The sequence below is a fragment of the Pontivivens nitratireducens genome, from assembly GCF_014235845.1.
GTDB classification, from domain to species: domain Bacteria; phylum Pseudomonadota; class Alphaproteobacteria; order Rhodobacterales; family Rhodobacteraceae; genus Pontivivens; species Pontivivens nitratireducens.
In genome coordinates this window covers 119,382-146,278 of sequence record NZ_JACJUQ010000003.1, presented here as the reverse complement: position 1 = coordinate 146,278, position 26,897 = coordinate 119,382, and the positions used below count along the sequence as shown (strand labels likewise).

The 26,897-nt window shown below is 63.3% G+C and carries 29 protein-coding genes and 1 tRNA gene; 11 read left to right on the top strand and 19 right to left on the bottom strand.

Translation table 11 applies throughout. The features are described 5' to 3' along the window. Positions 1-14: 14 nt before the first annotated feature. Both H1S03_RS05205 and H1S03_RS05200 read left to right on the top strand, forming a co-directional pair. Entirely contained in the window at positions 15-461 is a 447-nt protein-coding gene (locus tag H1S03_RS05205; protein WP_185803466.1) for a YcgN family cysteine cluster protein, read from the top strand. Beyond that, positions 458-1,486, top strand: a complete 1,029-nt coding sequence (locus H1S03_RS05200; RefSeq protein WP_185803465.1) for a threonine aldolase family protein — start codon at positions 458-460, stop codon at positions 1,484-1,486. Before H1S03_RS05205 ends, H1S03_RS05200 begins: the two co-directional genes overlap by 4 nt. Here H1S03_RS05200 and H1S03_RS05195 read toward each other — a convergent pair. Genes H1S03_RS05195 through H1S03_RS05185 form a run of 3 tightly spaced genes read right to left on the bottom strand, consistent with a single transcriptional unit; the run spans position 1,483 to position 3,187 of the window. After that, positions 1,483-2,262 carry an alpha/beta fold hydrolase gene (locus tag H1S03_RS05195; RefSeq protein WP_185803464.1) on the bottom strand — a complete coding sequence of 260 codons (780 nt, stop codon included), beginning with the start codon at positions 2,260-2,262 and terminating at the stop codon, positions 1,483-1,485. The two genes, H1S03_RS05200 and H1S03_RS05195, sit on opposite strands and share 4 nt — an antisense overlap. Next, complete coding sequence (locus H1S03_RS05190) at positions 2,259-2,579, bottom strand: hypothetical protein (RefSeq protein WP_185803463.1); 321 nt, start codon at positions 2,577-2,579, stop codon at positions 2,259-2,261. The genes H1S03_RS05195 and H1S03_RS05190 overlap by 4 nt, the downstream gene beginning before the upstream one ends. After that, the gene (locus H1S03_RS05185) at positions 2,579-3,187 is read right to left on the bottom strand and encodes a 2-hydroxychromene-2-carboxylate isomerase (protein ID WP_185803462.1); all 609 of its coding nucleotides are present in this window, start codon (positions 3,185-3,187) and stop codon (positions 2,579-2,581) included. The genes H1S03_RS05190 and H1S03_RS05185 overlap by 1 nt, the downstream gene beginning before the upstream one ends. Positions 3,188-3,305: 118 nt before the next feature. Between H1S03_RS05185 and H1S03_RS05180 the strand changes: the two genes are divergently transcribed. Both H1S03_RS05180 and H1S03_RS05175 read left to right on the top strand, forming a co-directional pair. Then, a complete protein-coding gene (locus tag H1S03_RS05180; protein WP_185803461.1) occupies positions 3,306-4,325 on the top strand; it encodes a ribose-phosphate pyrophosphokinase in 1,020 nt (339 codons plus the stop codon). A 6-nt stretch (positions 4,326-4,331) separates the two neighbouring features. Then, on the top strand, positions 4,332-4,790 hold the full coding sequence (locus H1S03_RS05175; protein WP_185803460.1) for a pyridoxamine 5'-phosphate oxidase family protein: 459 nt from the start codon (positions 4,332-4,334) through the stop codon (positions 4,788-4,790). A gap of 18 nt (positions 4,791-4,808) precedes the next feature. Here the strand turns inward: H1S03_RS05175 and H1S03_RS05170 are convergent, their stop codons facing one another. The 7 genes from H1S03_RS05170 to H1S03_RS05140 all read right to left on the bottom strand — a co-directional run bounded on the left by H1S03_RS05170 (position 4,809) and on the right by H1S03_RS05140 (position 11,168). Then, positions 4,809-5,159 (bottom strand): H-type lectin domain-containing protein, encoded by a 351-nt coding sequence (locus H1S03_RS05170; RefSeq protein WP_166188834.1) that lies wholly within the window; start codon positions 5,157-5,159, stop codon positions 4,809-4,811. A gap of 64 nt (positions 5,160-5,223) precedes the next feature. Then, positions 5,224-5,634, bottom strand: a complete 411-nt coding sequence (atpC, locus tag H1S03_RS05165; protein ID WP_185803459.1) for an ATP synthase F1 subunit epsilon — start codon at positions 5,632-5,634, stop codon at positions 5,224-5,226. Positions 5,635-5,690: 56 nt separating this feature from the next. Further along, positions 5,691-7,115 carry a F0F1 ATP synthase subunit beta gene (gene atpD, locus H1S03_RS05160; protein WP_166188829.1) on the bottom strand — a complete coding sequence of 475 codons (1,425 nt, stop codon included), beginning with the start codon at positions 7,113-7,115 and terminating at the stop codon, positions 5,691-5,693. A 17-nt stretch (positions 7,116-7,132) separates the two neighbouring features. Further along, a complete protein-coding gene (locus tag H1S03_RS05155) occupies positions 7,133-8,002 on the bottom strand; it encodes a F0F1 ATP synthase subunit gamma (protein WP_185803458.1) in 870 nt (289 codons plus the stop codon). A gap of 36 nt (positions 8,003-8,038) precedes the next feature. Then, a complete protein-coding gene (gene atpA, locus H1S03_RS05150; protein ID WP_166188825.1) occupies positions 8,039-9,577 on the bottom strand; it encodes a F0F1 ATP synthase subunit alpha in 1,539 nt (512 codons plus the stop codon). Further along, complete coding sequence (locus H1S03_RS05145; protein WP_185803457.1) at positions 9,577-10,137, bottom strand: F0F1 ATP synthase subunit delta; 561 nt, start codon at positions 10,135-10,137, stop codon at positions 9,577-9,579. Before H1S03_RS05145 ends, atpA begins: the two co-directional genes overlap by 1 nt. A 263-nt stretch (positions 10,138-10,400) precedes the next feature. Then, on the bottom strand, positions 10,401-11,168 hold the full coding sequence (locus H1S03_RS05140) for a class I SAM-dependent methyltransferase (protein WP_166188820.1): 768 nt from the start codon (positions 11,166-11,168) through the stop codon (positions 10,401-10,403). A gap of 63 nt (positions 11,169-11,231) precedes the next feature. Between H1S03_RS05140 and gloB the strand changes: the two genes are divergently transcribed. The 3 genes from gloB to H1S03_RS05125 all read left to right on the top strand — a co-directional run bounded on the left by gloB (position 11,232) and on the right by H1S03_RS05125 (position 13,122). After that, positions 11,232-11,999 carry a hydroxyacylglutathione hydrolase gene (gene gloB, locus H1S03_RS05135; protein WP_185803456.1) on the top strand — a complete coding sequence of 256 codons (768 nt, stop codon included), beginning with the start codon at positions 11,232-11,234 and terminating at the stop codon, positions 11,997-11,999. A 108-nt stretch (positions 12,000-12,107) separates the two neighbouring features. Next, on the top strand, positions 12,108-12,515 hold the full coding sequence (locus H1S03_RS05130; RefSeq protein WP_185803455.1) for a hypothetical protein: 408 nt from the start codon (positions 12,108-12,110) through the stop codon (positions 12,513-12,515). Continuing rightward, positions 12,508-13,122: a DedA family protein gene (locus tag H1S03_RS05125; RefSeq protein WP_185803454.1), complete on the top strand. Its 615-nt coding sequence runs from the start codon at positions 12,508-12,510 to the stop codon at positions 13,120-13,122. The genes H1S03_RS05130 and H1S03_RS05125 overlap by 8 nt, the downstream gene beginning before the upstream one ends. Here H1S03_RS05125 and mutL read toward each other — a convergent pair. Beyond that, positions 13,119-14,954 (bottom strand): DNA mismatch repair endonuclease MutL, encoded by a 1,836-nt coding sequence (gene mutL / locus H1S03_RS05120; RefSeq protein ID WP_185803453.1) that lies wholly within the window; start codon positions 14,952-14,954, stop codon positions 13,119-13,121. The two genes, H1S03_RS05125 and mutL, sit on opposite strands and share 4 nt — an antisense overlap. Before the next feature lie 188 nt (positions 14,955-15,142). Here mutL and H1S03_RS05115 point away from each other — a divergent pair, with 188 nt between their 5' ends. After that, complete coding sequence (locus tag H1S03_RS05115; RefSeq protein ID WP_185803578.1) at positions 15,143-16,711, top strand: Re/Si-specific NAD(P)(+) transhydrogenase subunit alpha; 1,569 nt, start codon at positions 15,143-15,145, stop codon at positions 16,709-16,711. A 10-nt stretch (positions 16,712-16,721) separates the two neighbouring features. After that, the gene (locus H1S03_RS05110) at positions 16,722-18,125 is read left to right on the top strand and encodes an NAD(P)(+) transhydrogenase (Re/Si-specific) subunit beta (RefSeq protein WP_185803452.1); all 1,404 of its coding nucleotides are present in this window, start codon (positions 16,722-16,724) and stop codon (positions 18,123-18,125) included. A 98-nt stretch (positions 18,126-18,223) separates the two neighbouring features. Here H1S03_RS05110 and panC read toward each other — a convergent pair whose 3' ends face one another. From panC to H1S03_RS05090, 4 genes are all read right to left on the bottom strand, one after another. After that, a complete protein-coding gene (gene panC, locus H1S03_RS05105) occupies positions 18,224-19,102 on the bottom strand; it encodes a pantoate--beta-alanine ligase (RefSeq protein ID WP_185803451.1) in 879 nt (292 codons plus the stop codon). Continuing rightward, positions 19,099-19,926, bottom strand: coding sequence for a 3-methyl-2-oxobutanoate hydroxymethyltransferase (panB, locus tag H1S03_RS05100; RefSeq protein WP_185803450.1), 828 nt, complete (start codon positions 19,924-19,926; stop codon positions 19,099-19,101). Before panB ends, panC begins: the two co-directional genes overlap by 4 nt. Positions 19,927-20,223: 297 nt before the next feature. Then, on the bottom strand, positions 20,224-21,846 hold the full coding sequence (locus H1S03_RS05095) for a long-chain fatty acid--CoA ligase (RefSeq protein ID WP_185803449.1): 1,623 nt from the start codon (positions 21,844-21,846) through the stop codon (positions 20,224-20,226). Next, entirely contained in the window at positions 21,831-22,547 is a 717-nt protein-coding gene (locus H1S03_RS05090; RefSeq protein ID WP_347339207.1) for a GMC family oxidoreductase, read from the bottom strand. Before H1S03_RS05090 ends, H1S03_RS05095 begins: the two co-directional genes overlap by 16 nt. A 109-nt stretch (positions 22,548-22,656) precedes the next feature. Between H1S03_RS05090 and H1S03_RS05085 the strand changes: the two genes are divergently transcribed. Continuing rightward, positions 22,657-23,199: a hypothetical protein gene (locus H1S03_RS05085; RefSeq protein ID WP_185803448.1), complete on the top strand. Its 543-nt coding sequence runs from the start codon at positions 22,657-22,659 to the stop codon at positions 23,197-23,199. A 17-nt stretch (positions 23,200-23,216) separates the two neighbouring features. Then, on the top strand, positions 23,217-23,369 hold the full coding sequence (locus tag H1S03_RS17345; protein WP_249777808.1) for a hypothetical protein: 153 nt from the start codon (positions 23,217-23,219) through the stop codon (positions 23,367-23,369). A gap of 274 nt (positions 23,370-23,643) precedes the next feature. Here H1S03_RS17345 and H1S03_RS05080 read toward each other — a convergent pair. From H1S03_RS05080 to H1S03_RS05065, 4 genes are all read right to left on the bottom strand, one after another. Further along, positions 23,644-23,733: transfer RNA gene (locus H1S03_RS05080), tRNA-Ser, on the bottom strand. A gap of 57 nt (positions 23,734-23,790) precedes the next feature. After that, entirely contained in the window at positions 23,791-24,507 is a 717-nt protein-coding gene (locus tag H1S03_RS05075) for an alanine--tRNA ligase-related protein (protein WP_185803447.1), read from the bottom strand. Next, entirely contained in the window at positions 24,504-25,544 is a 1,041-nt protein-coding gene (locus H1S03_RS05070; protein ID WP_185803446.1) for a cysteine synthase A, read from the bottom strand. Before H1S03_RS05070 ends, H1S03_RS05075 begins: the two co-directional genes overlap by 4 nt. Before the next feature lie 106 nt (positions 25,545-25,650). Continuing rightward, positions 25,651-26,784 carry an NUDIX domain-containing protein gene (locus H1S03_RS05065; protein ID WP_185803445.1) on the bottom strand — a complete coding sequence of 378 codons (1,134 nt, stop codon included), beginning with the start codon at positions 26,782-26,784 and terminating at the stop codon, positions 25,651-25,653. Positions 26,785-26,897: the final 113 nt, after the last annotated feature.

The following is a 26,897-nucleotide window of genomic DNA, read 5'->3' as shown; positions in this document are numbered from 1 at the left end:
TGTATAGCGGCCGCATGACACACCGCCCGAAGTTCTGGACCCTGCCGCTCGACGCCTTGACACGCCCCGAATGGGAGGCGCTGTGCGATGGCTGCGGCAAATGCTGCCTGCTGAAGCTGGAGGATGAGGAGACTGGCGGCGTCGCCTACACGGACATCGCCTGCCGCCTGTTCGATCCCGCAACCTGCCGCTGCGGCAACTACGCCCTGCGAAAGCAACTGGTGCCGGGCTGTGTCGTGCTCGACGCGGAGACCCTGCCCCAGATTGCGCACTGGATGCCCCAGACCTGCGCCTATCGCCTGCGGCATGAGGGCAAGCCGATCCCCGACTGGCACCCCCTGATGACCGGCGACATGGCAAGCGTCGCGAAGGCTGGCCATTCGATGGCCGGGCGCACTGTTGCGGAATTCGAGGTCGATGAGGAAGAATACGAAGAACACATCGTGGAGGATCTTTCATGAATTTCGCCTCCGATAATTCCGGCCCGACGCACCCCAGGGTCTGGGAGGCGCTGACCCGCGCCGATCAGGGCTATGCCATGCCCTATGGCAACGATCCGCTGAGCGTATCGGTCGCGGATCGCCTGCGCGCACTGTTCGATGTGCCTGACGCGGCGGTGGTGCTGGCCGCCACCGGCACCGCGGCGAACGCACTGGCGCTGGCTTGCCTATGCCCGCCCTGGGGGCGCATCTACTGCCACCGGCAGGCCCATATCGAGGAGGACGAGGGCGGCGCGCCGGAATTCTTCATCGGCGGTGGCAAGCTGACCCTGATGGACGGCGCGCATGGCCGCTTCACGGCGGAAACGTTGAGCCGTGCCATTGCTGAAACGCCCAACGGCATCCACTCCGTCCCGCCTGCAATCGTGTCGCTGTCCAATCTCAGCGAGGCAGGCACCCTGTGGCCATTGGCCGAAATAGCCGAGGTGGTCGGGATTGCGCATCGCGCGGGCATGGCGGTGCATCTGGACGGTGCGCGACTGTCCAACGCGATGGCGGCGGGCGGCTATACCCCGGCGGAGCTGATGCGCACGGGTCTGGATGCCGTGGTTTTCGGCGGAACCAAGAACGGATTGCCGGGGGTCGAGGCGGTGATCCTGCGCGACGGCGCGAAGCAGCAGGAGCTGGAGCGGCGGCGCAAGCGTGGCGGGCACCTGTTTTCCAAGCACCGCTACCTCGCCGCGCAGATGGACGCCTATCTGACGCATGATCTGTGGCGCGAACTGGCGGGCGCGGCCAACGATGCTGCCGCGCGACTGGCCAGCGCCATCGGGACCGACGCGCTGATACATCCGGTCGAGGGCAACCAGATCTTCTGTCGCCTGTCGCGGGCCGCGCATCAGCGTCTGCACGCGGCGGGGGCGCAATATTACCTGATCCCCGAGGCCCCATTGGAGGGGGACGCGCACCAATTGCTGGGCGCGCGCCTGGTGTGCAACTGGGCCACGACGCAGGACCAGATCGACGCCTTCAGCGCCCTGCTCTAGAACATCTGCCGGACCAGGGCCGCGACCTCCGCCGGGTGGCTGATCGGCACCATATGCCCCGCGCCCGCCACCAGATGAGGTCGCGTGCTGAGCCGGCTGGCGATCTTCTCACATATGACGAGGGCGGAATTGCGCGTCTGCGCACCGGCAATCACCTGCACCGGGCAAGGCAGCGAGGCGATCTGATCCAGCGTGATCTGATCCTTGTCGCGCCCGGTAACATCGTCAACGCTGGAGGCAACGAAATCCATCCGCGCGACGGAATAGTCACGCACGCTCTGCGGCATGTCATCCCAGGCCACACCACTGCCCCACAGGGCCATGAACTCCTTGGCTGCACGCTCCGCGTCCCCTTTGGCGACGGCATCAACGTAATGCGACGTGGCGGCCTCCTCAGCGATCGCGACCGGATCGTCACGGTCCAGCAGATAGAACATCATCGGTTCGATCAGGGTGACGCTGGCCACGGCCTCGGGTCGGTCCAGCGCGGTGCGCAGAACAACGCCACCGCCGAACGAGTGCCCGACCAGATGCGCGGGACCGTCGCCCAGCACTTCGAGCATCGCATCCGCGGCCTGCCGTCGCGGACGCCGCGTGTGGTCGGTTTCCGACTTGCCGTGACCGGGCAGGTCCAGCGCCTCGGCCCGGACCTCACCCAGATGGCTCAACATGCCACGCCACGCCCCCGAATGCGCCAGCGAGCAGTGGGAGAGCAGGACACGGGGTCCAGACGATCCGGTTTTGTGCAGTCCGGTCTGCGCACCGCCCAGCATCATGCCTCACACTCCGATCCGATATGCCCGTCACTGGCCCGCACAACGCGTGCCTCCTGATAGGCCACGTGAATCCAGCGCGGCTCCGACGTCTCGTCATAGATATGCGCGGTACAGATCAGGCGGTTGTCGCGCGTCTGCTCAAAGGCCTGCGCGGGGCCGATCGCGGCCACCACATCGCGAAACGACATGCCGCTGCGCACCCGCTCCACCTGACTGTCCGACCCAAGCGTGAGGGGCGCACATGCCGCCAGCATCAACGGGGCCGCGATACAGCCCTGCCGCAGACCCGTCGCGGCGTTTGCAAAATCCCCCCGCATCAGCCGGTCACCGCCAGATGAGCGTCCAGATACGGCAAACGGTCCTGTCCCCAGAACACGTCGTTGCCATGCACATAGGTCGGCGCGCCGAACACATTCGCGGCCAGCGCCTCATCCGTGTTGCGCTCATAGATATCCAGCGCCGATTGCAGGTCACGCTGCGCGATCCCCGCGTCGAAGCCCGCAGCGGTCAGACAGGTCTCGATCACGTCCTCACGCGCGATGTCCTGCTCCCGTGCCCAGCAGGCCGACAGGATCTCGAAGCTCAGCTTGCCGACATCGCCTCTGGAATGCTCATGCGCGAATTCCTGCGCGTAGATGATCGCCGCCGCGGCGCGCTTGGGGTCCGTGGGCCAGTGCAGCGGCCGGGGATTTACCGGCAGGTCGTTCATCCGGGCGATCCGCGCGATTTCCTGCAAACGGTAGCTCTGACGTGAGGGGTGACGCTTTCCCGGCAACTGGGTGCCATGCTCGGCAAAGACGCGGAACAGATCGAACGGCTTGTAATTCACGCTGGCGCCGTGCTTCTGGGCGATCTCCTCCAGTTTCGTTCCCGCAAGATAGGTAAAGGGCGAGAGGGGGAAGAGGTAGTAGTCGATCTGTGTCATGTGCCGCTCCGATTCGTGACGTTTCCTCAGATAGGCTTTGCATAGCGCGTACTCAATGATATTGCCCGCCCATAACGTGCCACAGAGGTTTCCCATGCCGTTCAAGAGGACTGCCCCGATGAAATCCGACATCAACCTGAAGCTCATATCCGGAAACGCGAACAAGGAGCTGGCCGGCAACATCGCCCGGCGGATGACGGTCTATCGCGGCGCCCCCGTGAACCTGGCCAACGCGCGGGTCGAACGATTCAACGACAAGGAGATCTTTGTCGAGGTTTTCGACAATGTCCGTGATGAGGACATGTTCATCATCCAGTCCACGTCCAACCCGGCGAACGACAACCTGATGGAACTGCTGATCATGGCGGATGCGCTGCGCAGATCCTCCGCCCAGCGGGTGACGGCAGTGATTCCCTATTTCGGATATGCACGGCAGGACCGGCGCACCGCCGCGCGCACGCCGATCTCAGCCAAGCTGGTGGCAAACCTGATCGCGCAGGCCGGCGTTGACCGGGTTCTGACGATGGACCTGCATGCGGGCCAGATTCAGGGCTTCTTCGACATTCCGGTGGACAACCTCTATGCCGCGCCGGTCTTCGCTCTCGACATCAAGCAGCAATTCCCCGACCTGAGCGAGGTCACCGTCGTCTCCCCCGATGTGGGCGGTGTGGCGCGGGCCCGCGAATTGGCCAAGCGGATCGGTGCCGGACTTGCCATCGTGGACAAACGGCGCTCCAAACCCGGTGAGATCGAGGAGATGATGATCATCGGTGACGTGAAGGATCGCGTCTGCATCATCGTGGACGACATCTGCGACACCGCCGGCACCCTGTGCAAGGCCGCCGAACTGTTGCAGCAGGAGGGCGGCGCCAGGGAGGTTCACGCCTATATCTCGCACGGCGTCCTGTCCGGCCCCGCCGTGGGGCGCATCGCCGGTTCGGTCCTGAAATCGCTGGTCGTCACGGACTCGATCGAGCAACCCCAGCCCGTGCAGGACGAGCCGCGCATCCGGGTCGTGCCCATCGGCCCGATGTTCGCGCAAGCGATCCTCAACATCTCGAACGGATCCAGCGTGTCATCGCTGTTCAATGAGGACACTCTCGGCCCGATTTACGAGGCATTCTATCCGATGAAGTGAGGCGCGATGCCGACACCCTTTGATCCGCAGGTCCTGCTCACCAGACCGCTGATGGCGATCCTGTCCAGCGTTTCGTCCGACGGAGCGCCGTGCAATGCGCCGGTCTGGTTTCTGTGGGAGGACGACGCCCTGTGGATGCTGGGAAGCGAGGACAGCAGTTCCGTCCGCCGTCTGACCTCACACCCCGCCTGCGCGGTAGAGATCACCGAGTTCGATCCGGCGGCAGGCATCCTGTTGCACCTCGGATTGCGCGGCAGCGCCAGCATCGAGCCGAACGACCCCGCGCGGTTCCGGCGCTTGTTAAACCGCTATCTGGGCAAGGCGTCCGATTGGAACCAGTGGTTCGTGGATAATATCGCACGGATCGACGATCCGTCGGGGCGGTTCATACGGTTGCGCCCCGACAGCATGTTCACGAACAATGTATCGTATTTCCGCAGCGGGCCCGATCTGGTCTGGTCCTAAGCCGAGATTGCTGACCCGTCAAACGTCCCATTTCTCATCCGGGTCGTCCAGCGGCCCCAGCGCCTGCCAGTCGATCCCCAGGCGCGCGATGCGCGTATCGTCCCAGACGCTGACCGCCATGACGAAGCCGGTCTCGCTGATCTCCTCTGCCCGAATGTTGAGCCTGAGATAGGTATCGGAATGGGCGTCGATCAGGGTGGGCGACAGATGCACCACCGGGATCGAGGCGAAGGCCCCGCCGAACGCGACCGGTTTTTCCACCCGACGCTCCCCCAGACCGTCCCACATATCCGTGGCATCGGACCAGTGATCGAACATCGTCACGAACCCTTCCGCGACGCCCAGCCAATTTGTGTCAATTCTTCTCATATCAACGCTTTAACGAAAAAACCCCGCCGGATCGACGGGGTTTTTAGGTAGTCTGCACCAAGGCTCAGATATTGGGCGTGATACCCAATTGCTGCGCCAGAAACCGTGCGTGGTTCACGCGCTGGTTCATGGTGATGTGGATATCTGCGGGCGCGTCGAGTGCTGCCTTCTCGGCCGCGTCGATCACCCGTTCGATCCAGTCGGTCGTGACGTCGGCGCGCAGGGTTGCCTGCTCTGCCAACACGGTCAGACCGTCGGGACCGATTTCCGCGAAACCGCCGGTCACGATGTAATCGTGAACCTCACCGCCCTCATGCACCGTCATGAAACCGGGACGCAGAAGGGTCAGTGTCGGGACGTGATTCGGCATGACCGTCATCTCGCCCTCTTCACCGTGAAGCTGAACGCGCGTGACCTGAGCGGAGTGGAGGCTCCGCTCGGGGCTGACGAGATCGAACTGCATCGTATCGGCCATCATAGCCTCCTGTTCGGTGCGGTTTCAGGCTGACCCCGAAACCGCGACAGAGTTCATCAGGCCGCGGCGGCGGCCATCTTCTCGGCCTTGGCGATCACGTCCGCGATGCCACCGACCATGTAGAACGCACCCTCGGGCAGGTGATCGTATTCGCCCGCCACAACGGCCTTGAACGATGCGATCGTGTCCTCCAGCGGAACCTGAACGCCCGGCGAACCGGTGAACACTTCGGCCACGTCGAAGGGCTGCGACAGGAAGCGCTGGATCTTGCGCGCGCGGGTCACGGTCAGCTTGTCCTCTTCGGACAGTTCGTCCATGCCCAGGATCGCGATGATGTCCTGCAGCGACTTGTACCGCTGAAGCATCTGCTGAACGTCCACGGCAACCTGATAGTGCTCCTCACCCACGACCTGCGGGTCGAGGATACGCGAGGTGGAATCGAGCGGATCAACCGCCGGATAGATGCCCAGCTCCGAGATTGCACGCGACAGAACCGTGGTCGCATCGAGGTGCGCGAACGAGGTCGCAGGCGCCGGATCGGTCAAATCGTCCGCAGGCACGTAGATCGCCTGAACCGAGGTAATCGACCCCGCCTTGGTGGAGGTGATCCGCTCCTGCATCTGACCCATGTCGGTCGCCAGCGTCGGCTGATAGCCCACGGCGGAGGGGATACGACCCAGAAGTGCGGACACCTCGGAACCGGCCTGCGTGAAGCGGAAGATGTTGTCCACGAAGAACAGAACGTCCGTGCCCGACTGGTCGCGGAACTGCTCGGCCATGGTCAGACCGGACAGCGCCACACGCATACGCGCACCCGGAGGCTCGTTCATCTGGCCGTAGACCAGTGCCACCTTGGATTTCGTCAGGTCTTCGGCGTTGATGACGCCGGACTCGATGAATTCGTAGTAGAGGTCGTTGCCCTCACGGGTCCGCTCCCCCACGCCGGCGAACACGGAATAGCCCGAGTGCACCTTCGCGATGTTGTTGATCAGCTCCTGAATCAGAACCGTCTTGCCCACGCCGGCACCGCCGAACAGGCCGATCTTACCACCCTTGGAATAGGGGGCGAGAAGGTCAATCACCTTGATGCCCGTGACCAGGATGTCCGAGGAGGTGGACTGTGCCTCGAAGGTAGGCGCCTCACCGTGGATCGAGCGATACTCGGTCACGTTGACTTCGCCCTTCTCGTCCACAGGCTCACCCACCACGTTCATGATGCGGCCCAGGGTGCCCTCACCCACGGGAACCTGGATGGAGGCCCCGGTATCGGTGACCTCCTGACCGCGCACCAGACCCTCAGTCGCGGCCATCGCCACGGTCCGAACGGTGCTTTCGCCCAGATGCTGTGCCACTTCGAGCACCAGCCGCTGGCCGTTATTGTCGCAGGTCAATGCGTTGAGGATCTCGGGCAGGTGGTCGTCGAATTGAACGTCGACGACCGCGCCGATCACCTGGGTGATTTTGCCGACAGCATTTGCCATGTCTGTTTCTCCAGTCGTCAGAGCGCCTCAGCGCCCGAAATGATTTCGATAAGCTCGTTGGTGATCGCAGCCTGACGTGTCCGGTTGAACTGGATGGTCAGGTCATCGATCATCTCGCCCGCGTTGCGCGTCGCGTTGTCCATGGCGGACATCCGCGCGCCCTGTTCGGAGGCGGCGTTTTCGAGCAGAGCGGTGAAGATCTGCGTCGCGACGGAACGCGGCAGCAAATCCGCGAGGATCGCGTCCTCCTCGGGTTCGTAATCGTAGAGCGCGCCGCTATCGGCACCCTCCTCGACCACGGCCGGGATGATCTGCTGCGCGGTCGGACGCTGGGTGATCACATTCTCGAAGGCCGAGAAGAACAGCGTGGCCACGTCGAACTCACCCTGTGCGAAGCGGGACAGAACGTCATCGGCAATTTCCGAAGCGTTGTCGTAGCCGACACGCTTCACCCCCGACAGATCGACGTGATCGACCATCAGTTCACCGTAATCGCGACGCAACTGCTCACGCCCCTTTTTTCCGACCGTGATGATCTGGACGGTTTTGCCATCGGCCAGCAGCTTGCGGATATGGGTCCGCGCCAGCTTGACGATGTTGGTATTGAAACCACCGCACAGACCACGTTCGGACGTGGCGACGATCAACAGATGGGTCTGGTCGGACCCGGTGCCGCGCAGCAGCATCGGGGCGGACGCGGAATTCTTCGCGCCCGCAGCCAGGTTGCCCAGCACGGCCTCCATGCGCTCGGCATAGGGGCGTGCAGCCTCCGCCGCTTCCTGCGCACGGCGCAGTTTTGCGGCAGCGACCATCTGCATCGCCTTGGTAATCTTCCGCGTCGATTTGACTGATTCGATGCGGATTTTCAGGTCCTTGAGGCTCGGCATATGCCTTGCTCCCTTCCCTTAACTATCTGCGACGGATCAGGCGAACGACTTCTTGAAGCTGTCGAGCACCGACTTGATCTTCTCTTCCAGATCGCCGGCGACCTTGCGATCGTTGTCCCGGATATCGTTCAGCAGATCCGCGTGGTGGTTCCGCAGTTCCGACAAAAGACCCATCTCGAACGGCTTGACCTGATTGACGGCCAGGTCATCGAGATAACCCTTCGTACCGGCATAGATCACGATGACCTGCTCCGCGTTGGTCAGCGGCGAATATTGCGCCTGCTTGAGCAATTCGGTCAGACGTGCACCGCGGTTCAGCAGCTTCTGAGTGGACGCGTCGAGGTCGGAGCCAAACTGGGCGAAGGCCGCCATTTCGCGGTACTGCGCCAGTTCCAGCTTGATCGAGCCTGCAACCGACTTCATCGCCTTCGTCTGTGCGGCGGAGCCGACGCGCGAAACCGACAGACCGGTGTTCACCGCGGGGCGGATGCCCTGGTAGAACAGTTCCGTCTCAAGGAAGATCTGCCCGTCGGTGATCGAAATCACGTTGGTCGGGATGAACGCGGAAACGTCGCCGCCCTGCGTTTCGATGATCGGCAGTGCCGTCAGCGAGCCTGCGCCGTTGTCCTCGTTCAGCTTCGCCGAACGCTCCAGCAGGCGAGAGTGCAGGTAGAAAACGTCACCCGGATACGCTTCGCGGCCCGGCGGGCGACGCAGAAGCAGGGACATCTGACGATAGGCGACCGCCTGCTTGGACAGGTCATCATAGATGATCAGGCCGTGCATGCCGTTGTCGCGGAAATACTCGGCCATCGCGGTGGCGGAATAGGGGGCGAGGAACTGCATGGGCGCAGGCTCGGACGCGGTGGAGGCCACGACGATGGAATATTCCATCGCGCCGTTCTCCTCCAGCTTCTTCACCAGCTGGGCCACGGTGGATCGCTTCTGACCCACGGCGTTGTAGATGCAGTACAGCTTCTTGCTCTCGTCGTCGCCAGCCGCCTCGTTATAGGACTTCTGGTTCAGGATCGCGTCGAGCGCCACGGCGGACTTGCCGGTCTGACGGTCGCCGATGATCAGCTCACGCTGGCCACGACCGACGGGGATCAGCGCGTCGATGGACTTGAGGCCCGTCAGCATCGGCTCGTGCACCGATTTGCGGGGGATGATGCCAGGCGCCTTGACGTCCGCGATGCGACGCTCGGTCGCCTCGATCGGGCCCTTGCCGTCCAGCGGGTTGCCCAGCGCATCGACGACGCGGCCCAGCAGGCCCTTGCCGACGGGCACGTCCACGATGGACTTGGTGCGCTTGACGGTGTCGCCTTCCTTGATCTTGGAGTCGGAGCCGAAGATCACGATACCGACATTGTCGATTTCGAGGTTCAGCGCCATACCCCGGATGCCACCCGGGAACTCGACCATTTCGCCCGCCTGGACGTTGTCGAGGCCGTGCGCACGCGCGATGCCGTCACCGACGCTGAGCACGCGGCCCACTTCGGCGACTTCGGCGTCCTGTCCGAAATTCTTGATCTGGTCCTTGAGGATCGCAGAGATTTCCGCGGCTTGGATTGCCATTATCCGACCTCTTTCATTACGTTTTTCATGGCGGCGAGCTTCGAAGCGATCGAGGTGTCGATCATCTTCGAGCCTACCTTGACGATGAGACCGCCGATGATCTTCTCATCGACTGTCGTGTTCAGTGTCACGTCACGGCCGACGGAGGCCTTGAGCGATGCGGAGAGCGCGTCGAGCTGTTCCGAGGACAGCGGCGTCGCAGATGTAACCTCTGCCGTGACCTCACCGCGCGCATCGGCGGCCAGCGCCTTTACGGCGGCGATCACGTCCGGCAGCACGAACAGGCGACGGCGCGAAGCCATCAGCTCCAGTCCGTTGCTGACCGTATTGCCGAGCGACATGGCCTGCGCCAGTGCGCGCATGGCGTTCTGCTGGTCCGTACGGCTGTAGACCGGCGAGGAGATCAACTCCCGCAGGTCGGCGCTGTCGGCCAATGCGGATTCGATCGCGGTCAGGTCGGCTTCGACCTGCGCGACGGAATCGTCTTCCTGTGCGAGCTCGAACAGAGCCGTCGCGTAGCGTCCCGCGATTCCGGAGACATGGGCGGATGCTGTTGCCAAGGGGGCACCCCATTCTTGAGCAGACCATCGGGCATGACCGACGGGCCGCAGTGATTCATGACCGGCCGGTTGGGCGGCCTGCGGATGAAACTGGGCGGGTGATAGCAGAGCATTTCGCACAGGGCAATATAATCAAAAGCCTGAACCGCAATTGGACTTCTCAGCAACTACAAACCCTTAGCCTAAATGCAGGTCATATAACGCAGTTTCGACCCATGAATCCGGGTGATTTATGTCGCAGTTGCACAGCAGCAGCGTGCGATTCAGGGCGAATCCGCAACACTTCGCCCTGCGCGACCCGGTTCCGGCACGCCCAGACCGCTCAATATGCTGATGGTCGTGCGGGCCTCGCGTTTCTTGCCCCGAGGCAGGGCGTGAACCTGTTTGACGGCCTCCACCACCAATGCGCCAGCCAGACGATGCGCGCGCAACCGCACGCCCAACCGCTCCGCCGTTCCCTGCATCCGCAACATGCCGCGCCTGTGCGAAGGGGGCAGATACAACGCCGCCTCACGCACCAGCGGTTCGAACCGATGCGCGCGCAGCTGGGTGTCGAGCTGCCCGAAACTGTAGGGCCGCCCGTGGCCGAAGGGGGTGACGTCACGCTGCGCCCACATGCCGGTGCGGTTCGGCACGATGAAGATCACGCGCCCCCCCGGCGCCAGAACGCGCCAGATCTCCTCCAGCAAGGCGCCGGGGCGTTCACATGTTTCCAACCCGTGGGCGACAACGATCCGGTCGATGGAGCCTGCCTGCGCGGGCCAGTGCGTCTCCTGCACCAGCGCGCTGAGATTCGGCAGCCCGGGCGGCCACGGCATCACGCCCTGCGGCGCAGGCATGAAGCTCATCAGCCGGTCCGCCTCGGCCATGAAGGGTCGCAGGAACGGCGCGGCGAAGCCGTAGCCCACCACGCTTTGCCCGCTGACATCGGGCCACATGCCACGCAGACAGCGCTGCAGCGCCGATTGCGCGCCGCGCCCCAGTCGGGTGCGATAGTAGAAAGCCTTCAAATCGACGACATCGAGATGCATTGCGCTATCTGCCCTGATGACACAGTTTCAAGATGACACTAGCCAAGGAAGGAGCCTCATACCATGGCCCTCGACATTCAGACCGTTCCCTGTCTTTCGGACAACTACGCCTATATCCTGCGCGACGCCGCGACCGGCACCGTCGCCATCGTCGATGTACCCGAAGCCGCCCCCCTGATCGCCGCACTGGATGCGCGGGGGCTCGACCTCGACATGATCCTGCTGACCCATCACCACGACGACCACATTCAGGGGGTGGAGGAACTGCGCAGCAAATACGGCTGCAAGGTTATCGGCGGCAAGGCCGACGCCCACCGCCTGCCGACGCTGGATCAGGCTGTGGAGGAAGGCGACACCGTCACCATCGGGGAAAGCGAGGGCCACGTGCTCGACGTATCGGGGCACACGGTCGGGCACATCGCGTTCCACTTCCCCGATTCCGATGCTGTGTTTTCCGCCGACAGCCTGATGGCGCTGGGATGCGGGCGGCTGTTCGAGGGGGACGGCCCGATGATGTGGGCCTCCATGCAGAAATTCCTCAACATGCCCGACAGCACCATCGTCTATTCCGGTCACGAATACACGCAGAGCAATGCGAAATTCGCGCTCAGCATCGAATCCGACAATCACGACCTGATCGCGCGGGCCGCGCGCATAGACGAGGCGCGGCAACGCAACATGCCTACGGTCCCCTCCTCTCTGGCGGAGGAGAAGGCCACGAACCCGTTCCTGCGCGCACATATCGCCAGCGTGAAATCCGCCGTCGGCATGTCGGACGCCACCGATGCCGAGGTCTTTACCGAGGTGCGCAACCGCAAGGACAATTTCTAGGAGCCCCCGAACTTCCAGGATCCACCGAACGCCCGCGACGGAACCGTCGCGGGCGTTCGTAGAAGACAACGTAGAAACAGCCGGACCGACCCCGTAGCGGAGACCCCGATGTTGAACAGGGCACAAGCATTCGTCAGCCGATTGTGGGCAGCGGCCCCCATCGCGACGATCATCCTGTCGCTGGCGCTGGCGGGGACATTCTTCTTCGGCGTGCGGACCGTGCTGTTCTGGCAGGATCGCGCTATCAAGGTTCAGCAGGAGCAGGACCTGGCGGACTGGATGACGCCCCGCTACGTCGCCCGGTCGTGGCGGGTGCCGCCTGCCGTGATCCTCGACGCGTTGGATGCACCGGTGCCACCCCCAGACGGCCCGATGACCCTGGCCGAACTGGCAGAGTTTCGCGGCGTACCCGTCGAGCAGGTCATCGCAGAGGCGGAATCGGCCATCGCCGCATTCCGTGAGGGCACCGCCCGCGATACGCCAACAGGCAACGGCAGGACGCGCCGGAATGACTGAAACGATCGTCGAACTGATAACGGATTACGGCATCTATGTGATCTTTGCCTCGGCGTTTCTGTCATGCCTCGCCCTGCCGATCCCCACATCGCTGATGATGCTGACCGGCGGCGCGTTTGTCGCCTCGGGCGATCTGGATGCGTGGCCTGTAGGCTTGTCCGCGCTGGCTGGGGCCATTCTGGGCGATCAGACGGGATATCTGATCGGCCGGGTCGGCGGCGGAGCGCTGGTCGCGCGGTTGTCGCGATCCCCCACGCGGGCCGCTGTGCTGAAACGGGCCACCGATCTGGTGGACCGCCGGGGCGGCATGGGGGTTTTCCTGTCCACTTGGGCGGTTGCGCCCCTGGGGCCTTGGGTGAATTTCATCGCGGGCGCGACCGGGCTGACCTGGCTGCGTTTCACCGTAGGAGATATTCTGGGAGAGGTGATCTGGGTCACGGTCTATATCGGATTGGGCTATACCTTCATGGATCACGTGACCGTCGTGGCCCAGATCATGACCGATATCGTCGGGCTGGTGGTGACACTGGTTCTGGCGGCGGCGGCGACCCTGTGGATCAGGGGTGTCCTGCGCGCGAAGGCAAAGGCGCGGGCCGGGCGCCTCTAACTGCGCCCGAACAGCCGCTCGATATCCTTCATCTTCAGCTCCACATATGTGGGACGGCCGTGGTTGCACTGGCCGGAATGGGGGGTCGCCTCCATCTCTCGCAGAAGGGCATTCATCTCCTCCGCTTGCATCCGCCGCCCGGTACGGACCGAGCCATGGCAGGCGATCCGCGACAGGATCGCGTCCAGCTTCTCAGCGATCCGGGTGGTGGTGCCCTGATCGGCCAACTCGTCGCAGATGTCCGTCAGCAGGGCCTTGCCGTCCACCTGTCCCAGCGCGGCCGGGACCGACTGGATGGCGACCGCGCCTGCGCCGAATGCCTCGATATCCAGACCGACCGCAGACAGGGTTTCGCGTGCATCGGCCAGTCGCGCCAGATCATCGGCGGGCAAGTCCACGATATCGGGGATCAGCAAGGCTTGCGACGGAACGGATCGCGCCGCCGCCTGCGCCTTCAGCCGCTCGTAGACCAGCCGTTCATGCGCGGCATGGGCATCGACCAGAACCATGCCGTCCGGGGTCTGCGCGACGATGTAATTCTCATGCAGCTGCGCCCGCGCCACACCCAGCGGATAGGCAGGGGTTTCCTCAACCTGATCGGGCACGGCGGGGGCAGGTTCCGTGCGCGCGGCGGCCCAGCCGCTGCCATCGTCAGCGAAGCCGGTCGGGGCGGGCTGCACGGCATAGGGGGCGGGCCGCTCACCCAAGGACGGGCGATCCATTTGATAGATACGGGGCTGCGCGGCAGCCTCGGGCCGCATCGCGCCCAGCGTGGCATCCGCCACCGTGGTCGAAGCACGATGCCCTGCCTCCGCCAGGGCCTGTCGCAGACCGGAAACGATCAATCCGCGCACCAGGCCGGGCTCCCGAAAGCGGACCTCCGTCTTGGCCGGATGCACGTTCACGTCCACCTCGGACGGGGGGCAGGTCAGGAACAGGCACACCGCCGGATGACGGTCCCGGCTGAGGAAATCGGAATAGGCACCGCGCAACGCCCCGGTCAACTGCTTGTCACGTACGGGCCGCCCGTTGACGAACAGGAACTGCGCGACCGCCGCGCCCCGGCTATAGGTCGGCAATGCGGCGAAGCCGGTCATGGTGATGCCCTGCCGCACGGCGTCGATCTCAATCGCGTTGGTTCGGAAATCCCGGCCCAGAACCGCCTCCATCCGCGCGGCGGGATCGGCCCGTTCGGCGGAATAGATCACCCGGCCCTCACCCCCGCCCGACACGTCGCGCAACGATATGGCGACGGCGGGCGCGGACAGGCTCAACCGTTTGACCACCTCGGATATGGCCTGCAACTCCGCCCGGTCGGTGCGCAGGAATTTCAGGCGCGCGGGCGTGGCGTGGAACAGGTCGCGCACCTCCACCACCGTGCCGCCGCGCAGGGTGCAGGGCACCGGATCGGCAAGGACACCGCCATTGACCGAAATCTCCCACGCCTCCGCCCCGGCGACGCGGCTGGACAGACGCAACCGGGCGACCGCCCCGATGGAGGGCAGCGCCTCACCCCGAAACCCGAACGAGCGGATGTTGACCAGATCGTCACCGTCCAGCTTGGACGTGGCATGACGGCACAATGCGAGGGCCAATTCCCCCCGCGCGATGCCATGCCCGTCATCCGTGACCCGGATCAGCGTCTTTCCCCCGTCCGCCACGGCGATCAAAATCCGGCTGGCGCCAGCGTCCAGCGCATTTTCCAGCAGTTCCTTGACCGCGCTCGCGGGCCTTTCGACAACCTCTCCGGCGGCGATCCGGTTGGATTCAGTCGGGTCGAGCTGCCGAATTGCGCGGCGTTCAGCATCTATGTTGCGGTCCTGATGTGTCATGAGACTAAATCTAGCATTCCTCATGCGAGTCGCCCACCCGGAACATGCGCGAAACAATCGCAAAGATTGACGTTACGTAATCAGTCACATTATTGCGCATTCCTGCGTCGCATGTGGATTCGTGGCTTTCCTATCGTGCGATGACGTGTCACATAATTCTCACCCCAGCCTTGCGAGGAGACATGCCCATGAAAATCGGCGCGATCAAGGAAACCTGGCCCGGAGAGGCACGTGTGGCAATGACACCGCAAAGTGTCGCTGCCTTGGCCAAACTCGGACACGACTGCGTCATCGAAGCCGGTGCCGGCGCGGCTGCCCGCTTCAACGACGCCGATTACACTGCGGCAGGGGCGGAGGTTCTGCCCGACGCCGCTGCCGTCTATGCCGCCGCCGACGTGATCAGCAAGGTCCGCGCGCCCGACGATGCGGAAATCGGGCATATCCGAGCAGGACAGACGATCATCTCGTTCATCTGGCCGGCTCAGAACCCCGAGCTTCTGGATACGCTCAAGGGCAAGGGCGCGACCGTGATCGCGATGGACATGGTGCCGCGAATCTCACGCGCGCAGAAGATGGACGCCCTGTCCTCCATGGCCAATATCGGCGGCTATCGTGCCGTGGTCGAGGCATCGAACAATTTTGGGCGGTTCTTCACCGGCCAGATCACCGCGGCGGGCAAGGTGCCTCCGGCGAAGGTTCTGGTGGTCGGCGCAGGTGTCGCCGGTCTGGCGGCCATCGGGGCGGCGACCTCGATGGGCGCGATCACCTATGCTTTCGATGTGCGCCCCGAAGTGGCCGAGCAGATCGAATCGATGGGCGCGGAATTCGTCTTCCTCGACTTCGACGAACAGCAGACCGATGGCGCGGAGACCGGCGGCTACGCGGCCCCCTCCTCACCTGAATTCCGCGAAAAGCAGCTTCAAAAGTTCCGTGAACTGGCACCGGACGTGGACATCGTCATCACCACGGCCCTGATCCCCGGACGCGATGCGCCGGTGTTGTGGACCAAGGATATGGTCGAGGCGATGAAGCCCGGCTCCGTCATCGTGGATCTGGCCGCCGAGCGTGGTGGCAATTGCGAACTGACCGTCGAGAACGAGAAGATCGAATCCGACAACGGCGTCACGATCATCGGCTACACCGATCTGCCCAGCCGCATGGCGACGCAATCCTCCACCCTCTACGCGACCAACATCCGTCACATGATGGACGATCTGACGCCTGAAAATGACGGCGTGATCGTGCACAACATGGAGGACGACGTGATCCGGGGCGCCACCGTGGTGCACGGGAACGAAATCACCTTCCCGCCGCCCCCGCCGAAAACCAAAGCAATCGCGGCCGCGAAACCCAAAGCTCCCGAAAAGACTGCCGAGGAAAAGCTGGCGGAGGCAGCCGCCACCGCGCGCAAGAATGGCCGGATGCAAATGGCGGCACTGGTCGGCGGCGGCCTGCTGCTGTTGCTGATCGGGGCCATCGCGCCTGCCAGCTTCATGGCGCATTTCATCGTCTTCGTGCTGGCCTGCTTCATCGGATATCAGGTGATCTGGTCCGTGACGGCGGCGCTGCACACGCCGCTGATGGCCGTGACCAACGCGATTTCGTCGATCATCATCATCGGGGCGATGCTGCAAATCGGCTCGGGCGAGGGGTGGGCCGTCGTGCTGGCCGCCATCGCGGTGCTGATCGCCTCCATCAACATCGTCGGGGGTTTCATGGTGACGCGCCGTATGCTCGCCATGTTCCAGAAGAGCTGAGGAAACGACAATGAACACCGGACTGATCTCCGCGGCCTATGTCGTCGCGGCAATTCTCTTCATCCTGTCGCTGGCGGGGCTGAGCAATCAGGAAAGCTCCAAGAAGGGCGTGATCTACGGCATGGTGGGGATGGCGCTGGCCGTTGTCGCCACCTTCTTTGCCGAGGCGACGGGCCATTACTGGGTGCTGATCCCTGCCCTGCTGATCGGCGGGGCCATCGGCTCCTATATCGCCATCAAGGTCGAGATGACCGGGATGCCGCAACTTGTCGCCGCGATGCACTCGCTCGTCGGACTGGCGGCGGTCTTCATCGGCGTGAACACCATCATCGACCCGCCGCTGAAGGTGGGTATCGAGTTCGGCATCATGGAGGTCGAGGTCTTCCTCGGCGTCTTCATCGGCGCCGTGACCTTCACCGGATCCGTGGTGGCCTATGGCAAGCTGGCGGGTCAGATCGACGGCAAGGCGCTGATCCTGCCGTTCCGTCATGGCCTCAACATTGGCCTGGTCGTGCTGTCGATCCTGATCGGCTATTCCTTCGCCGCGTCCAACGGCGTGAACGATGCGGGCGTGATGCAGGACGCATCGACCTGGCAGTTGTGGCTGGTGGCCATCCTGGCCGGTGTGCTGGGCTGGCATCTGGTGATGGCCATCGGCGGCGCGGACATGCCGGTCGTGGTCTCGATGCTCAACAGCTATTCCGGCTGGGCGGCGGCGGCCATCGGCTTCACGCTGGGCAATGACCTGCTGATCGTCACGGGCGCGCTGGTCGGATCGTCGGGTGCGATCCTCAGCTATATCATGTGCAAGGCGATGAACCGGAACTTCCTGTCCGTGATCCTCGGCGGTTTCGGCGGTGCATCCGGCCCCGCGATGGAGATCGACGGAGAGATGATCGGAACCGACGCGGATCATGTGGCCGCGGCGCTGGATGAGGCGGACAGCATCGTCATCGTGCCGGGCTATGGCCTCGCCGTCGCACAGGCACAGCAGGCGGTCAGTGAATTGACACGCAAGCTGCGCGCGCAGGGCAAGGAGGTCCGCTTCGCCATCCACCCCGTCGCCGGTCGCCTGCCCGGCCACATGAACGTGCTGCTGGCGGAGGCGAAGGTGCCCTACGACATCGTGCTGGAAATGGATGAGATCAACGACGACTTCCCCAATACGGACGTGGTCATGATCATCGGCGCGAACGACATCGTGAACCCCGCCGCGCAGGAGGATCCCAACTCCCCCATCGCCGGTATGCCGGTTCTGGAAGTGTGGAAGGCCAAGCAGGTCTTCATCTCCAAGCGCGGTCAGGGCACCGGCTATTCCGGCATCGAGAACCCGCTGTTCTTCAAGGAGAACAGCCGCATGTTCTACGGCGACGCGAAGGCCTCGCTCGACGCGCTGCTGGGTCGGATCAGCTGATCGCAACGCTTATTATGCTAAAGGCCGGCGGGAAACCGCCGGGCCTTTTCATGTCGGACGTTTGGGTTTGCGCGTTGGAGTTCTGGACCCCGCCAAGCTCACTCGGCGGGTTCCAGAAGCCTCTCTTGCTGGCTTGTCGCGTGGACAGGAATATTGTCGATGAGCCGCACTCCGTCCAGCCATGCAGCCACGAAGATTCGACCAGGCCGGTCGGCTGTGGTCAGCACCGTAAGGTCGGGATCGCCTCTAAGCTCCAGGTAGTCGATCTGCCGCAGACCCGCCTTTGTCAGACGCGAGCGGGCACCTTGCAGCGCGGTCTCGATGGGGGAGCCTTCGTTGATCTCGATCGCGGCCTGCGACAGGGTTTCGCGGATGATCGGTGCGACGGCCCGCGCACCTGCGCTCAGGCGAAGGTTGCGCGAGGACATGGCCAAGCCGTCGTCCTCTCGAACCGTCGGACACCCCACGATCCTGGTTTTCAAATCAAGGTCTTGCGCAAGGCGGCGTACCACCTGCAATTGCTGATAGTCCTTTTCGCCGAAAAACGCCTGATCCGCATCCGTCTGCAACAGCAGTTTTGCCACCACCGTGGCCACCCCGTCGAAATGTCCCGGCCGCGTCGCACCGCAGAGGGCTTCGCTGACACCGGTCACCGACACCGTGGTGGCGAAGCCTTCGGGATACATCTGCGCGCCATCGGGAACGTAGAGGATGTCAGCGCCATAAGGGGCTAGTTTTTCCGCGTCGCTGTGTTCGGTTCGGGGATATTTCGCCAGATCCTCGGGGCTGTTGAACTGCTTCGGATTTACGAACAGCGTGACGATCACCCTGTCGGTCGCAGCGCAGGCAGCCTCGACCAGGCTGAGGTGCCCGGCATGCAACGCGCCCATGGTCGGCACGACGCCGATGGTCTTTCCCTCGCGACGCCAGCCTTCGGTCAGGGCGCGAAGCTCGGCCTTGGTGCGGATGATGTTCACGAACCGCTCCTTTCATCGACAAAGACATGTTCGGCGGCGGGGAAGTTGCGGGCGCGGACCTCCTCGGCATAGGTCCGGATCGCGGTGGCGGCATCAGCCGCGAGGTGGGCGTAGCGCTTGACGAATTTCGGCTTGAAGGCGTCGAAGAGGCCCAGCATATCGTCGATCACGAGGATCTGACCGTCGCATCCGGCCGAGGCCCCGATGCCGACCGTGGGAATCGCGATCTCCGCCGTGATCTCATCCGCCAATACGGCAGGCACCTTTTCCAGTACGACCGAGAAGGCCCCGGCCTCTGCCACCGCGCGCGCGTCATCGCGGATCCGGTCGGCATCGCTGCCCTTGCCCTGCACCTTGTAACCGCCAAGCGTGTTTACCGCCTGCGGAGTCAGGCCGATATGAGCCATCACCGGAATGCCACGATCGACGATGAAGCGGATCGTTTCAGCCATGTGCCGCCCGCCCTCAAGTTTCACCGCGCCGGCCCCGGTTTCGGCCATCAGCCGGGCCGCGTTGCGAAAGGCCTGCGCCGGGCTTTCTTCGTAGCTGGCAAAGGGCATGTCCACGACCATCAGGGCGCGATCCAGCCCGCGCGCCACCGCGCGGCCATGCATGATCATCATTTCCATCGTGACGTTCAGCGTCGAGGACATGCCGTGCAAGACCATGCCGACGCTGTCGCCCACCAGAACCAGATCGCATTCCCGATCGGCAAGCTGGGCCACCGGGGTGGTATAGGCGGTCAGACAGACCAGCGGGCTGCCCCCCTTGCGGGCGCGGATATCCGATGCGGTGAGGGATTTTTGTGGGGCGGATTGGCTCATTCTGGTCCTCCGACGAAGCAGGGAACAAATATCGTCCCTTGCGATACTGCGCAAGTGCAGCGCAACTTAGTTATAGCCGACGGCGACGATGCGTAATATTGTTTAGATCAGAAATCTAGGCCGAGATCGAATCTTCAGGCCGAATGGGGCGGATTTTCACATGTAGCCCGACATGTTGAAAACCAGGGTTTACATATCCATACCAGCGGGCGGTCGGAACCCGATGCCGCTGCGGCCGCCTCACCCATGACGTGCAGGCGAAAATGCGATCTGCAATTTCGCCTGCACTTTTTCAGGTCACGCCAGAAGCACGTCGCCGTACGTCTCCCGCAACTTGTTCTTCAGAACCTTGCCCGTTGCGTTTCGCGGCAGTTGATCCACGAAAACGACGGCATCGGGGATCTGCCACTTGGCGACCTTGTCTGTGAAGAAGGCGATCAGATCCTCCTCGGAGACGTTCGTTTCTGCCGCCCTGACGGACACGAGGATCGGGCGTTCGTCCCACTTCTCATGCCGCGCGGCGATGGCGGCGGCATCCGCGATACCTGGATGACCGACGGCGATGCCCTCAAGTTCGACGGTGGAGATCCATTCGCCCCCCGACTTGATGATGTCCTTGGACCGATCACGGATCGTCATGAACCCATCGGCATTGATCGAGGCCACATCGCCGGTCTCGAACCATCCGTCCGGCTCCAACGTCGTGCCGGGTTCCGCGCCGAAATAATTCTCCACGACCCAGTGTCCACGTATGCGCAGATTGCCCTGGGCTGACCCGTCCTCGGGCAGGGAGGCGCCTTCGTCGTCCACGATCTTGAGTTCCACACCATAGGGCGGGCGCCCCTGACTTTCGCGAATTTTCGCCTGCTCTTCCTCGGTCATGCCTGCATGACGCTCAAGCAAAGCGTTTGCAGTCCCCAGAGGCGAGGTTTCGGTCATACCCCAGGCGTGTACGACCTCCACGCCATATTTGTCGCGGAACTCCGCGATCATCGAAGGGGGGCAGGCCGACCCGCCGACCACGGTTCTTTTCAGCGTCTCGGCGCTGGACCCGAGCTTCTCCAGCGAGGCAAGCAGCCCCTGCCAGATCGTCGGAACACCCAATGCCACCGTCACGCCCTCGTCGTCGATCAGCCGGGCGAGGCTGTCCCCATCCAGACCCGGCCCCGGCAGCACCAGCTTCGCCCCGACCATCGCCGCCGCATAGGGAATGCCCCAGGCGTTGACATGGAACATCGGAACGACCGGCATCATCACTTCGCGCGCTGAAATGTTCAGCGTGTCGGGCAGCGCCGCGCCCATGGAATGCAGGACAGTGGACCGATGGGAATAGAGCACGCCCTTAGGGTTTCCCGTGGTTCCCGAAGTATAGCACAGGCTGGATGCGTCGGCTTCGTCCACATCCACCCAATCGGCATTTTCTTCCCCTGTGGCCAGGAAATCCTCATAAAATACGAGGCCGGGGATCTTGCTTGCCGCCTCCTCATCATGCTCCGACATAAGGACGAACGTGTTGACTGTCGTCAGCTGCTCCCGGATCCCTGCGATGATCGGCAGGAACGTCTTGTCGAAGAAGATGACCCGGTCTTCCGCGTGGTTGATGATATAGACCAGCTGTTCGGGGAAGAGGCGCGGATTGATCGTGTGGCACACCATGCCGCGGCACGAAATGCCAAAGTAGCACTCCAGATGCCGCGCATTGTTCCACGCGACCGTTGCCACGCGATCCCCCTTGAACAGCCCCAGTTTCGTCAGTGCGGAGCCGAGCTTGCGCGCGCGATCGGAAATGCCTTTCCATGTCGTTCGTGTCTTCGTACCATCCGTTTCCACTGACACGATCTGGGTGTCTGCGTGGTAGCGGGCACCATGGTCGATCAGGGAATGGATTGTCAGTGGCATCGCCATCATTTGTCCGCGCATTTGGCTTCCTCATCGGATTCGGTGTCTTGGGTCTGATCGTTCTGGAAAGCCTGAAAGCTGCTGGTCGCGGCTTGCAGTTTCGTGCAGCACACGCCATCGCATCCGTGGCAGGGTTCTGTCTTTTTTCGCCTTTCACTGTGCTCAGGCAACGGACGGCTCCGCTCCAGAACGCGCACCTGTCCCAGAATGATCTCCGCCGCGTTCTCGGCAATGACCATGGTGGGGGCGTTGGTGTTTCCGGCGACGAGGCTTGGCATGATGGACGCGTCAACCACCCGCAGTCCCGACACGCCGCGAACTTTCAGTTCGGGATCGACCACCGACTCCTTGTCCGCGCCCATCCGGCAGGTGCCGACCGGGTGATAGATCGTCTCGGCGCCTTCGCGGATGAATGCCGCGATTTCAGCGTCGGTTTGGACGGCTTTTCCGGGTTGGACCTCGTATTTGCTATGCGCAGACATTGCCGGAGCTTCGAGTATCCTGCGCGCCGCTTTGAACGCAGCGATCATGGTTTCCATATCTTCCGGGTCGCTCAGGTAATTCGGCTGAATCAGCGGGTCGTCCATCGGATCCGGGCTTTTCAGACCGATATAGCCCCGGCTCTTGGGCAGGACATCGCAGATGTGCAGGGTATAGCCATAGCCGAAAGCGATCTTGCGGCCGTGATCCTTCAGATAGGTCGGCAGGAAGTGAAACTGCACGTTCGGCCTGTCGGGCTGCCTGAAGCGTGACAGGCTGGACTTTGCCGGACATCCCGGCGCGAAATGCCTTCTGTTCAGGGCACCCCGCGGATTTGGCAAATCGGTTCAGGTGGCCTTGTGCGCCCAGACGGCGATCGACCGTGGCGAGGATTCCATCTATCTGGATCTGTCCTCCTTCTGGCAGGACGGTGCGTCCGAGACCGAGCTGATCGCCAGCGCGATCGTCGGGGTTCTGGCCCCTCGGGAGCTTAGCGGCAAGCCGCGCGGGCGCAGCATGAAGACCGTCGCGCTGCACCTTCTTCTGGGTCACGAAAAGCCCGTCACGATCTGTCTGGATGGCGTCACGGATTCCCCCACGATCCAGAGGTTTCTGAAAACGCTCACCCTGGAAACACCGGAAACCGCGCGACTGGTGGTGAGCCAGCGCTTTCCCGGTACGTTGCTTTCCCTGTCGGTTCTGCCGGACGTGGTGAAGGTCGGCCCGGCCGAGTTGAATTTCACCCTCGACGAGACATGCTCCATTCTGCCGCTGGAGGCCGACCGCGCCGAAGAGATATTCGACATGACAGAGGGCTGGCCGCTTCTTTGCGCATTGGCCGGCAAATCGAATACGTCGAGCGAGGCGATCATCCACCTGCCCGAGATTCAGTAGCAGCCGGTTACGATCTGGTGCGAAGCGATGCTTCGCAGGATCCCCTCTCGCTGGAGGTGCACCTGAAAAACGGCGACCGCCTTGTCGCGGCCGAGGTCGTGAACCTTCCCACGCGTCAGGCGGCCCTGGCGAAAGCGATCTCGCCCATGGTTTCGACAAGTGCCGAGTGAGGACAAGGCACAAATGGGACGCTGAGACTACCAAAGGGATACAGACTCCTTACAGGATTGGTCCTCTACCTGTGTGTGGGCATTCAACTGGCGGCACCGGAATTTCCAGTGCCGCCTTTCAGGAAAAACCAACTGACGGATAGAACAGCTAAAGCGCGGAGGCTGGTATCATCACCGAAAGGCATATACCCCTGACTTTGCTCCCGAAATTGCTACACGACAGATTCCCAGCTCCACAGACAGCTTGGATCGGGCAAATGAGAGCGAGAAATCATGGCGGACAGACAGGGATTCGAACCCTGGAGACGGTCTCCCGCCTACACGCTTTCCAGGCGTGCGCCTTCGACCACTCGGCCACCTGTCCGTTGGGGCGGGTTATACCGATGCGACGGCGAAGCGCAAGGGCCTTGCGCGGCCTTTGTCACCCTTCAAGATGCACAGTCACGCGCCTGTTGCGGCGGCCCTTTTTTTCCACCTTGCCCAAACGCACGGGTCCGATCTCCGCCGTGCGCCGCACATGTGTGCCGCCACAGGGCTGTAGGTCCACCTGCTCCGCCGTTCCGTCGATCCGTATCAGGCGCACCCGTCCCGAACCGCGCGGCGGTTGAACGGACATCGTCTTGACCAGATCGGGGTTGGCATCCAGTTCCGCCTCGCTAATCCAGTCCTCGGTCACTTCGTGATCCGCGGCGATCAGCGCGTTCAGGCTGTCCTGCAAGGCCTGCTTGTCCTCGGGCGCGTCGGGCATGTCGAAGTCGAGCCGCCCTTTCTCCGTTCCGATACTGCCGCCGCTCACCGGCAAGGGAATCACGACGGACAGCAGATGCAGTGCCGTGTGGACCCGCATGTGGGCATAGCGCCGCTGCCAGTCCAGCGATTGCAACACCGTCGCGCCGACCGGCGGCAATGTGGCCCCCGTGTCCGGGATCAGGAGGATAGCATCGCCCTCGGCCTTGCTGGCGGTCGTGATGGGCGTGCTGCCGCCATCCCACTCCAGAACGCCCCCGTCGCCGGGTTGCCCGCCCCCGGTCGGATAGAAGATCGAGCGGTCCAGTACGATCCCGTCATCGCTTGCCGACACGACCCGGCCCTCGGCTTCGCGCAAATAGGCGTCGGCGCGGAAGAGAGGCTCGGTCACGTCACATCCTCGAACACCTCGGGAATGTCATCACGGCTTTCGACCAGCCAATGCGGCACCGGCAGATCCTTGGAGCGCAGGAATTCCGGGTTGTAGAGCTTGGAGCCGTAGCGTGTGCCGTAATCGCACAGGATGGTCACGATGGTATGACCCGGCCCCATCTCACGCGCCATGCGGATCGCGCCCGCCACGTTCACGCCGGATGAGCCGCCCAGGCACAGGCCCTCATGCTCCAACAGATCGAACGCGATGGGCACGGCCTCGCTGTCGGGAATGTTGAAAGCCATGTCCGGGGTGAAGCCTTCGAGGTTGGCGGTGATGCGCCCCTGGCCGATCCCCTCGGTTATGGACGAACCGGAGGAAGCCAGTTCACCATGCGCGTAATATTCAAACAGGGCGGAGCCGTCCGGATCCGCGATGGCGATCTTCACGCCTTTGGGCTGCAACGCCATGCCGACACCGACCAGCGTGCCGCCCGACCCGACGGAGCATACGAAGCCGTTCACCTTGCCGTCGGTCTGCTCCCAGATCTCGGGACCGGTGGTTTCCAGATGCGCCTGGCGGTTGGCGGTGTTGTCGAACTGGTTGGCCCAGATTGCGCCGTTCGGCTCAGTCTTGGCCAGCGCCTCGGCCAGACGCTGGGAATAGCGCACGTAGTTGTTGGGATTTTTGTAGGGCACGGCAGGCACCTCGACCAGCTCCGCGCCGGCCAGCCGCAGCATGTCCTTTTTCTCCTGACTCTGCGTCTCGGGAATCACGATGACCGAGCGGAACCCCATCGCCGCGCCCACCAGGCTCAACCCGATGCCGGTATTGCCCGCTGTCCCCTCGACAATGGTGCCGCCGGGTCGCAGATCGCCGCGCGCGACCGCGTCGCGGATCATGTAGAGCGCGGGCCGGTCCTTGACCGACTGGCCGGGGTTGAGGAACTCGGCCTTGCCCCAGATCTCGCATCCGGTGGCCTCGCTGGCCTGACGCAGCCGGATCAGCGGCGTGTTTCCGATGCTCTCCGGCAGGTTTTCGTACACGTTGCGCATGGCAGGCTCCCCGATCTTTGCCCTCAGAACCTAGAGCCTCCTCGCCCGACCATCAAGCGCACCTGGCCTTTCACTTTCGCCAAATATCCCCGCCGGACGCCCGACCTCACCCCCAGGCGGACCGCAGACGATCATGATGGATCAGCAGATGCTGGATCAGAACGATCAGCGGCCCGTTCTCAACCTCGCCCGAGGTCAGAGCATCGCGCAGATCCGCGACATCCAGCAGAACCGAGCGAATATCCTCATGCTCCGTGTCCAGCCCGTGCACGCCGCCCGCCTGCGACAGGTCGGCCTCGGCTATATAGCAGCTCATCTGCTCGGTCAGGCAGCCGGGGCTGGAATAGAAGGGCGGCAGCGCGTCCATGCGCCCGATGGTCAGGCCGGCCTCCTCCTCCGCCTCGCGCCGGGCGGTCTGTTCGGCGGTTTCGATGGTGTCGATGCGTCCGGCAATCGGCTCCAGCAACCATGGCACCTGCGCGCCTCGGGCCAGGGGCGCGGGGCGGAACTGCTCGATCATCAGCACCCGATCCGTGCGCGGGTCCCATGGCAGCACGGCGACCGCATCGCCGCTGGCGAAAACCGCCCGATCCATCGGCCCCTGCATTTGACCGGCGAAGGTCCGGTGGCTCAGCCGCAGATCCTCGACAGCGAAATAATCCACATAGGGTCTTTCGGTCCGCTTGACCTCCACATCCTCGCGGCTCAATCCGCTGCGGTGGATCACAGCGGGGCGTTCCGCGCGGGCGCGTGCACGGGCATAGGCGCGAAAGCGGATGCCGGGCCAGATACGATCCACGTCCTTATCCGGCACCTGCCCGTACAGCGCCATCAGCTCACGCGCGCATTCGACGAAGGCGGCCTGATGGGTCCGCGCCCATCCTTCGAAATCCCACGATCCGCCGATTTTCAGATGATCGCCCCGTACAAAGAAGACCTCGGCCTCGCTTGGTCCGTCTGCCGTGTGCACGGTGCGGGTTTCCAGCGCATAGTCGAACTCATCCTCGAAATAGCGCAATCGCTCGACCGCGCCCTGCGGCAGGTTCGAGGCCAGCACACCCCGCGCCATCGCCCCCTGGCACGCCACGATGACCGGATAATCCTCGCCCATAACCTCCACCACCGCGTGATCGGGCAGCGTCGCCTCACTCGCCTCGATGACCTCCGCGTATGGTCCCATCACAGTGTCGAGCGTTTCGACATCGCGCAGCGTGCCGTAGAAAAACAGGTGGCGGGTCATGGCGGGCGCTCCTCGTTCGGTTCGGCCCTGCGATAGCCCAGATAAAAAACTTTGTCGAAACGTTATTGTGGTTGATCCACCCGCCTCGGGACGACGTAAAAGGGGGTAAAGGA

What these genes read in the sequence shown, in the direction of transcription:
- H1S03_RS05200 (WP_185803465.1), top strand. Translation starts at nt 458, where the DNA reads ATGAATTTCGCCTCCGATAATTCCGGCCCGACGCACCCCAGGGTCTGG.
- H1S03_RS05095 (WP_185803449.1), bottom strand. Translation starts at nt 21,846, where the DNA reads ATGCGCGGACAAATGATGGCGATGCCACTGACAATCCATTCCCTGATC.
- atpC (WP_185803459.1), bottom strand. Translation starts at nt 5,634, where the DNA reads ATGGCCGATACGATGCAGTTCGATCTCGTCAGCCCCGAGCGGAGCCTC.
- H1S03_RS05170 (WP_166188834.1), bottom strand. Translation starts at nt 5,159, where the DNA reads ATGAGAAGAATTGACACAAATTGGCTGGGCGTCGCGGAAGGGTTCGTG.
- atpD (WP_166188829.1), bottom strand. Translation starts at nt 7,115, where the DNA reads ATGGCAAATGCTGTCGGCAAAATCACCCAGGTGATCGGCGCGGTCGTC.
- H1S03_RS05155 (WP_185803458.1), bottom strand. Translation starts at nt 8,002, where the DNA reads ATGCCGAGCCTCAAGGACCTGAAAATCCGCATCGAATCAGTCAAATCG.
- H1S03_RS05140 (WP_166188820.1), bottom strand. Translation starts at nt 11,168, where the DNA reads ATGCATCTCGATGTCGTCGATTTGAAGGCTTTCTACTATCGCACCCGA.
- gloB (WP_185803456.1), top strand. Translation starts at nt 11,232, where the DNA reads ATGGCCCTCGACATTCAGACCGTTCCCTGTCTTTCGGACAACTACGCC.
- H1S03_RS05190 (WP_185803463.1), bottom strand. Translation starts at nt 2,579, where the DNA reads ATGCGGGGGGATTTTGCAAACGCCGCGACGGGTCTGCGGCAGGGCTGT.
- H1S03_RS05175 (WP_185803460.1), top strand. Translation starts at nt 4,332, where the DNA reads ATGCCGACACCCTTTGATCCGCAGGTCCTGCTCACCAGACCGCTGATG.
- panB (WP_185803450.1), bottom strand. Translation starts at nt 19,926, where the DNA reads ATGAGCCAATCCGCCCCACAAAAATCCCTCACCGCATCGGATATCCGC.
- H1S03_RS05065 (WP_185803445.1), bottom strand. Translation starts at nt 26,784, where the DNA reads ATGACCCGCCACCTGTTTTTCTACGGCACGCTGCGCGATGTCGAAACG.
- H1S03_RS05180 (WP_185803461.1), top strand. Translation starts at nt 3,306, where the DNA reads ATGAAATCCGACATCAACCTGAAGCTCATATCCGGAAACGCGAACAAG.
- H1S03_RS05125 (WP_185803454.1), top strand. Translation starts at nt 12,508, where the DNA reads ATGACTGAAACGATCGTCGAACTGATAACGGATTACGGCATCTATGTG.
- H1S03_RS05110 (WP_185803452.1), top strand. Translation starts at nt 16,722, where the DNA reads ATGAACACCGGACTGATCTCCGCGGCCTATGTCGTCGCGGCAATTCTC.
- H1S03_RS05195 (WP_185803464.1), bottom strand. Translation starts at nt 2,262, where the DNA reads ATGATGCTGGGCGGTGCGCAGACCGGACTGCACAAAACCGGATCGTCT.
- H1S03_RS05070 (WP_185803446.1), bottom strand. Translation starts at nt 25,544, where the DNA reads ATGCGCAACGTGTACGAAAACCTGCCGGAGAGCATCGGAAACACGCCG.
- H1S03_RS05185 (WP_185803462.1), bottom strand. Translation starts at nt 3,187, where the DNA reads ATGACACAGATCGACTACTACCTCTTCCCCCTCTCGCCCTTTACCTAT.
- H1S03_RS05130 (WP_185803455.1), top strand. Translation starts at nt 12,108, where the DNA reads ATGTTGAACAGGGCACAAGCATTCGTCAGCCGATTGTGGGCAGCGGCC.
- mutL (WP_185803453.1), bottom strand. Translation starts at nt 14,954, where the DNA reads ATGACACATCAGGACCGCAACATAGATGCTGAACGCCGCGCAATTCGG.
- H1S03_RS05205 (WP_185803466.1), top strand. Translation starts at nt 15, where the DNA reads ATGACACACCGCCCGAAGTTCTGGACCCTGCCGCTCGACGCCTTGACA.
- H1S03_RS05115 (WP_185803578.1), top strand. Translation starts at nt 15,143, where the DNA reads ATGAAAATCGGCGCGATCAAGGAAACCTGGCCCGGAGAGGCACGTGTG.
- atpA (WP_166188825.1), bottom strand. Translation starts at nt 9,577, where the DNA reads ATGGCAATCCAAGCCGCGGAAATCTCTGCGATCCTCAAGGACCAGATC.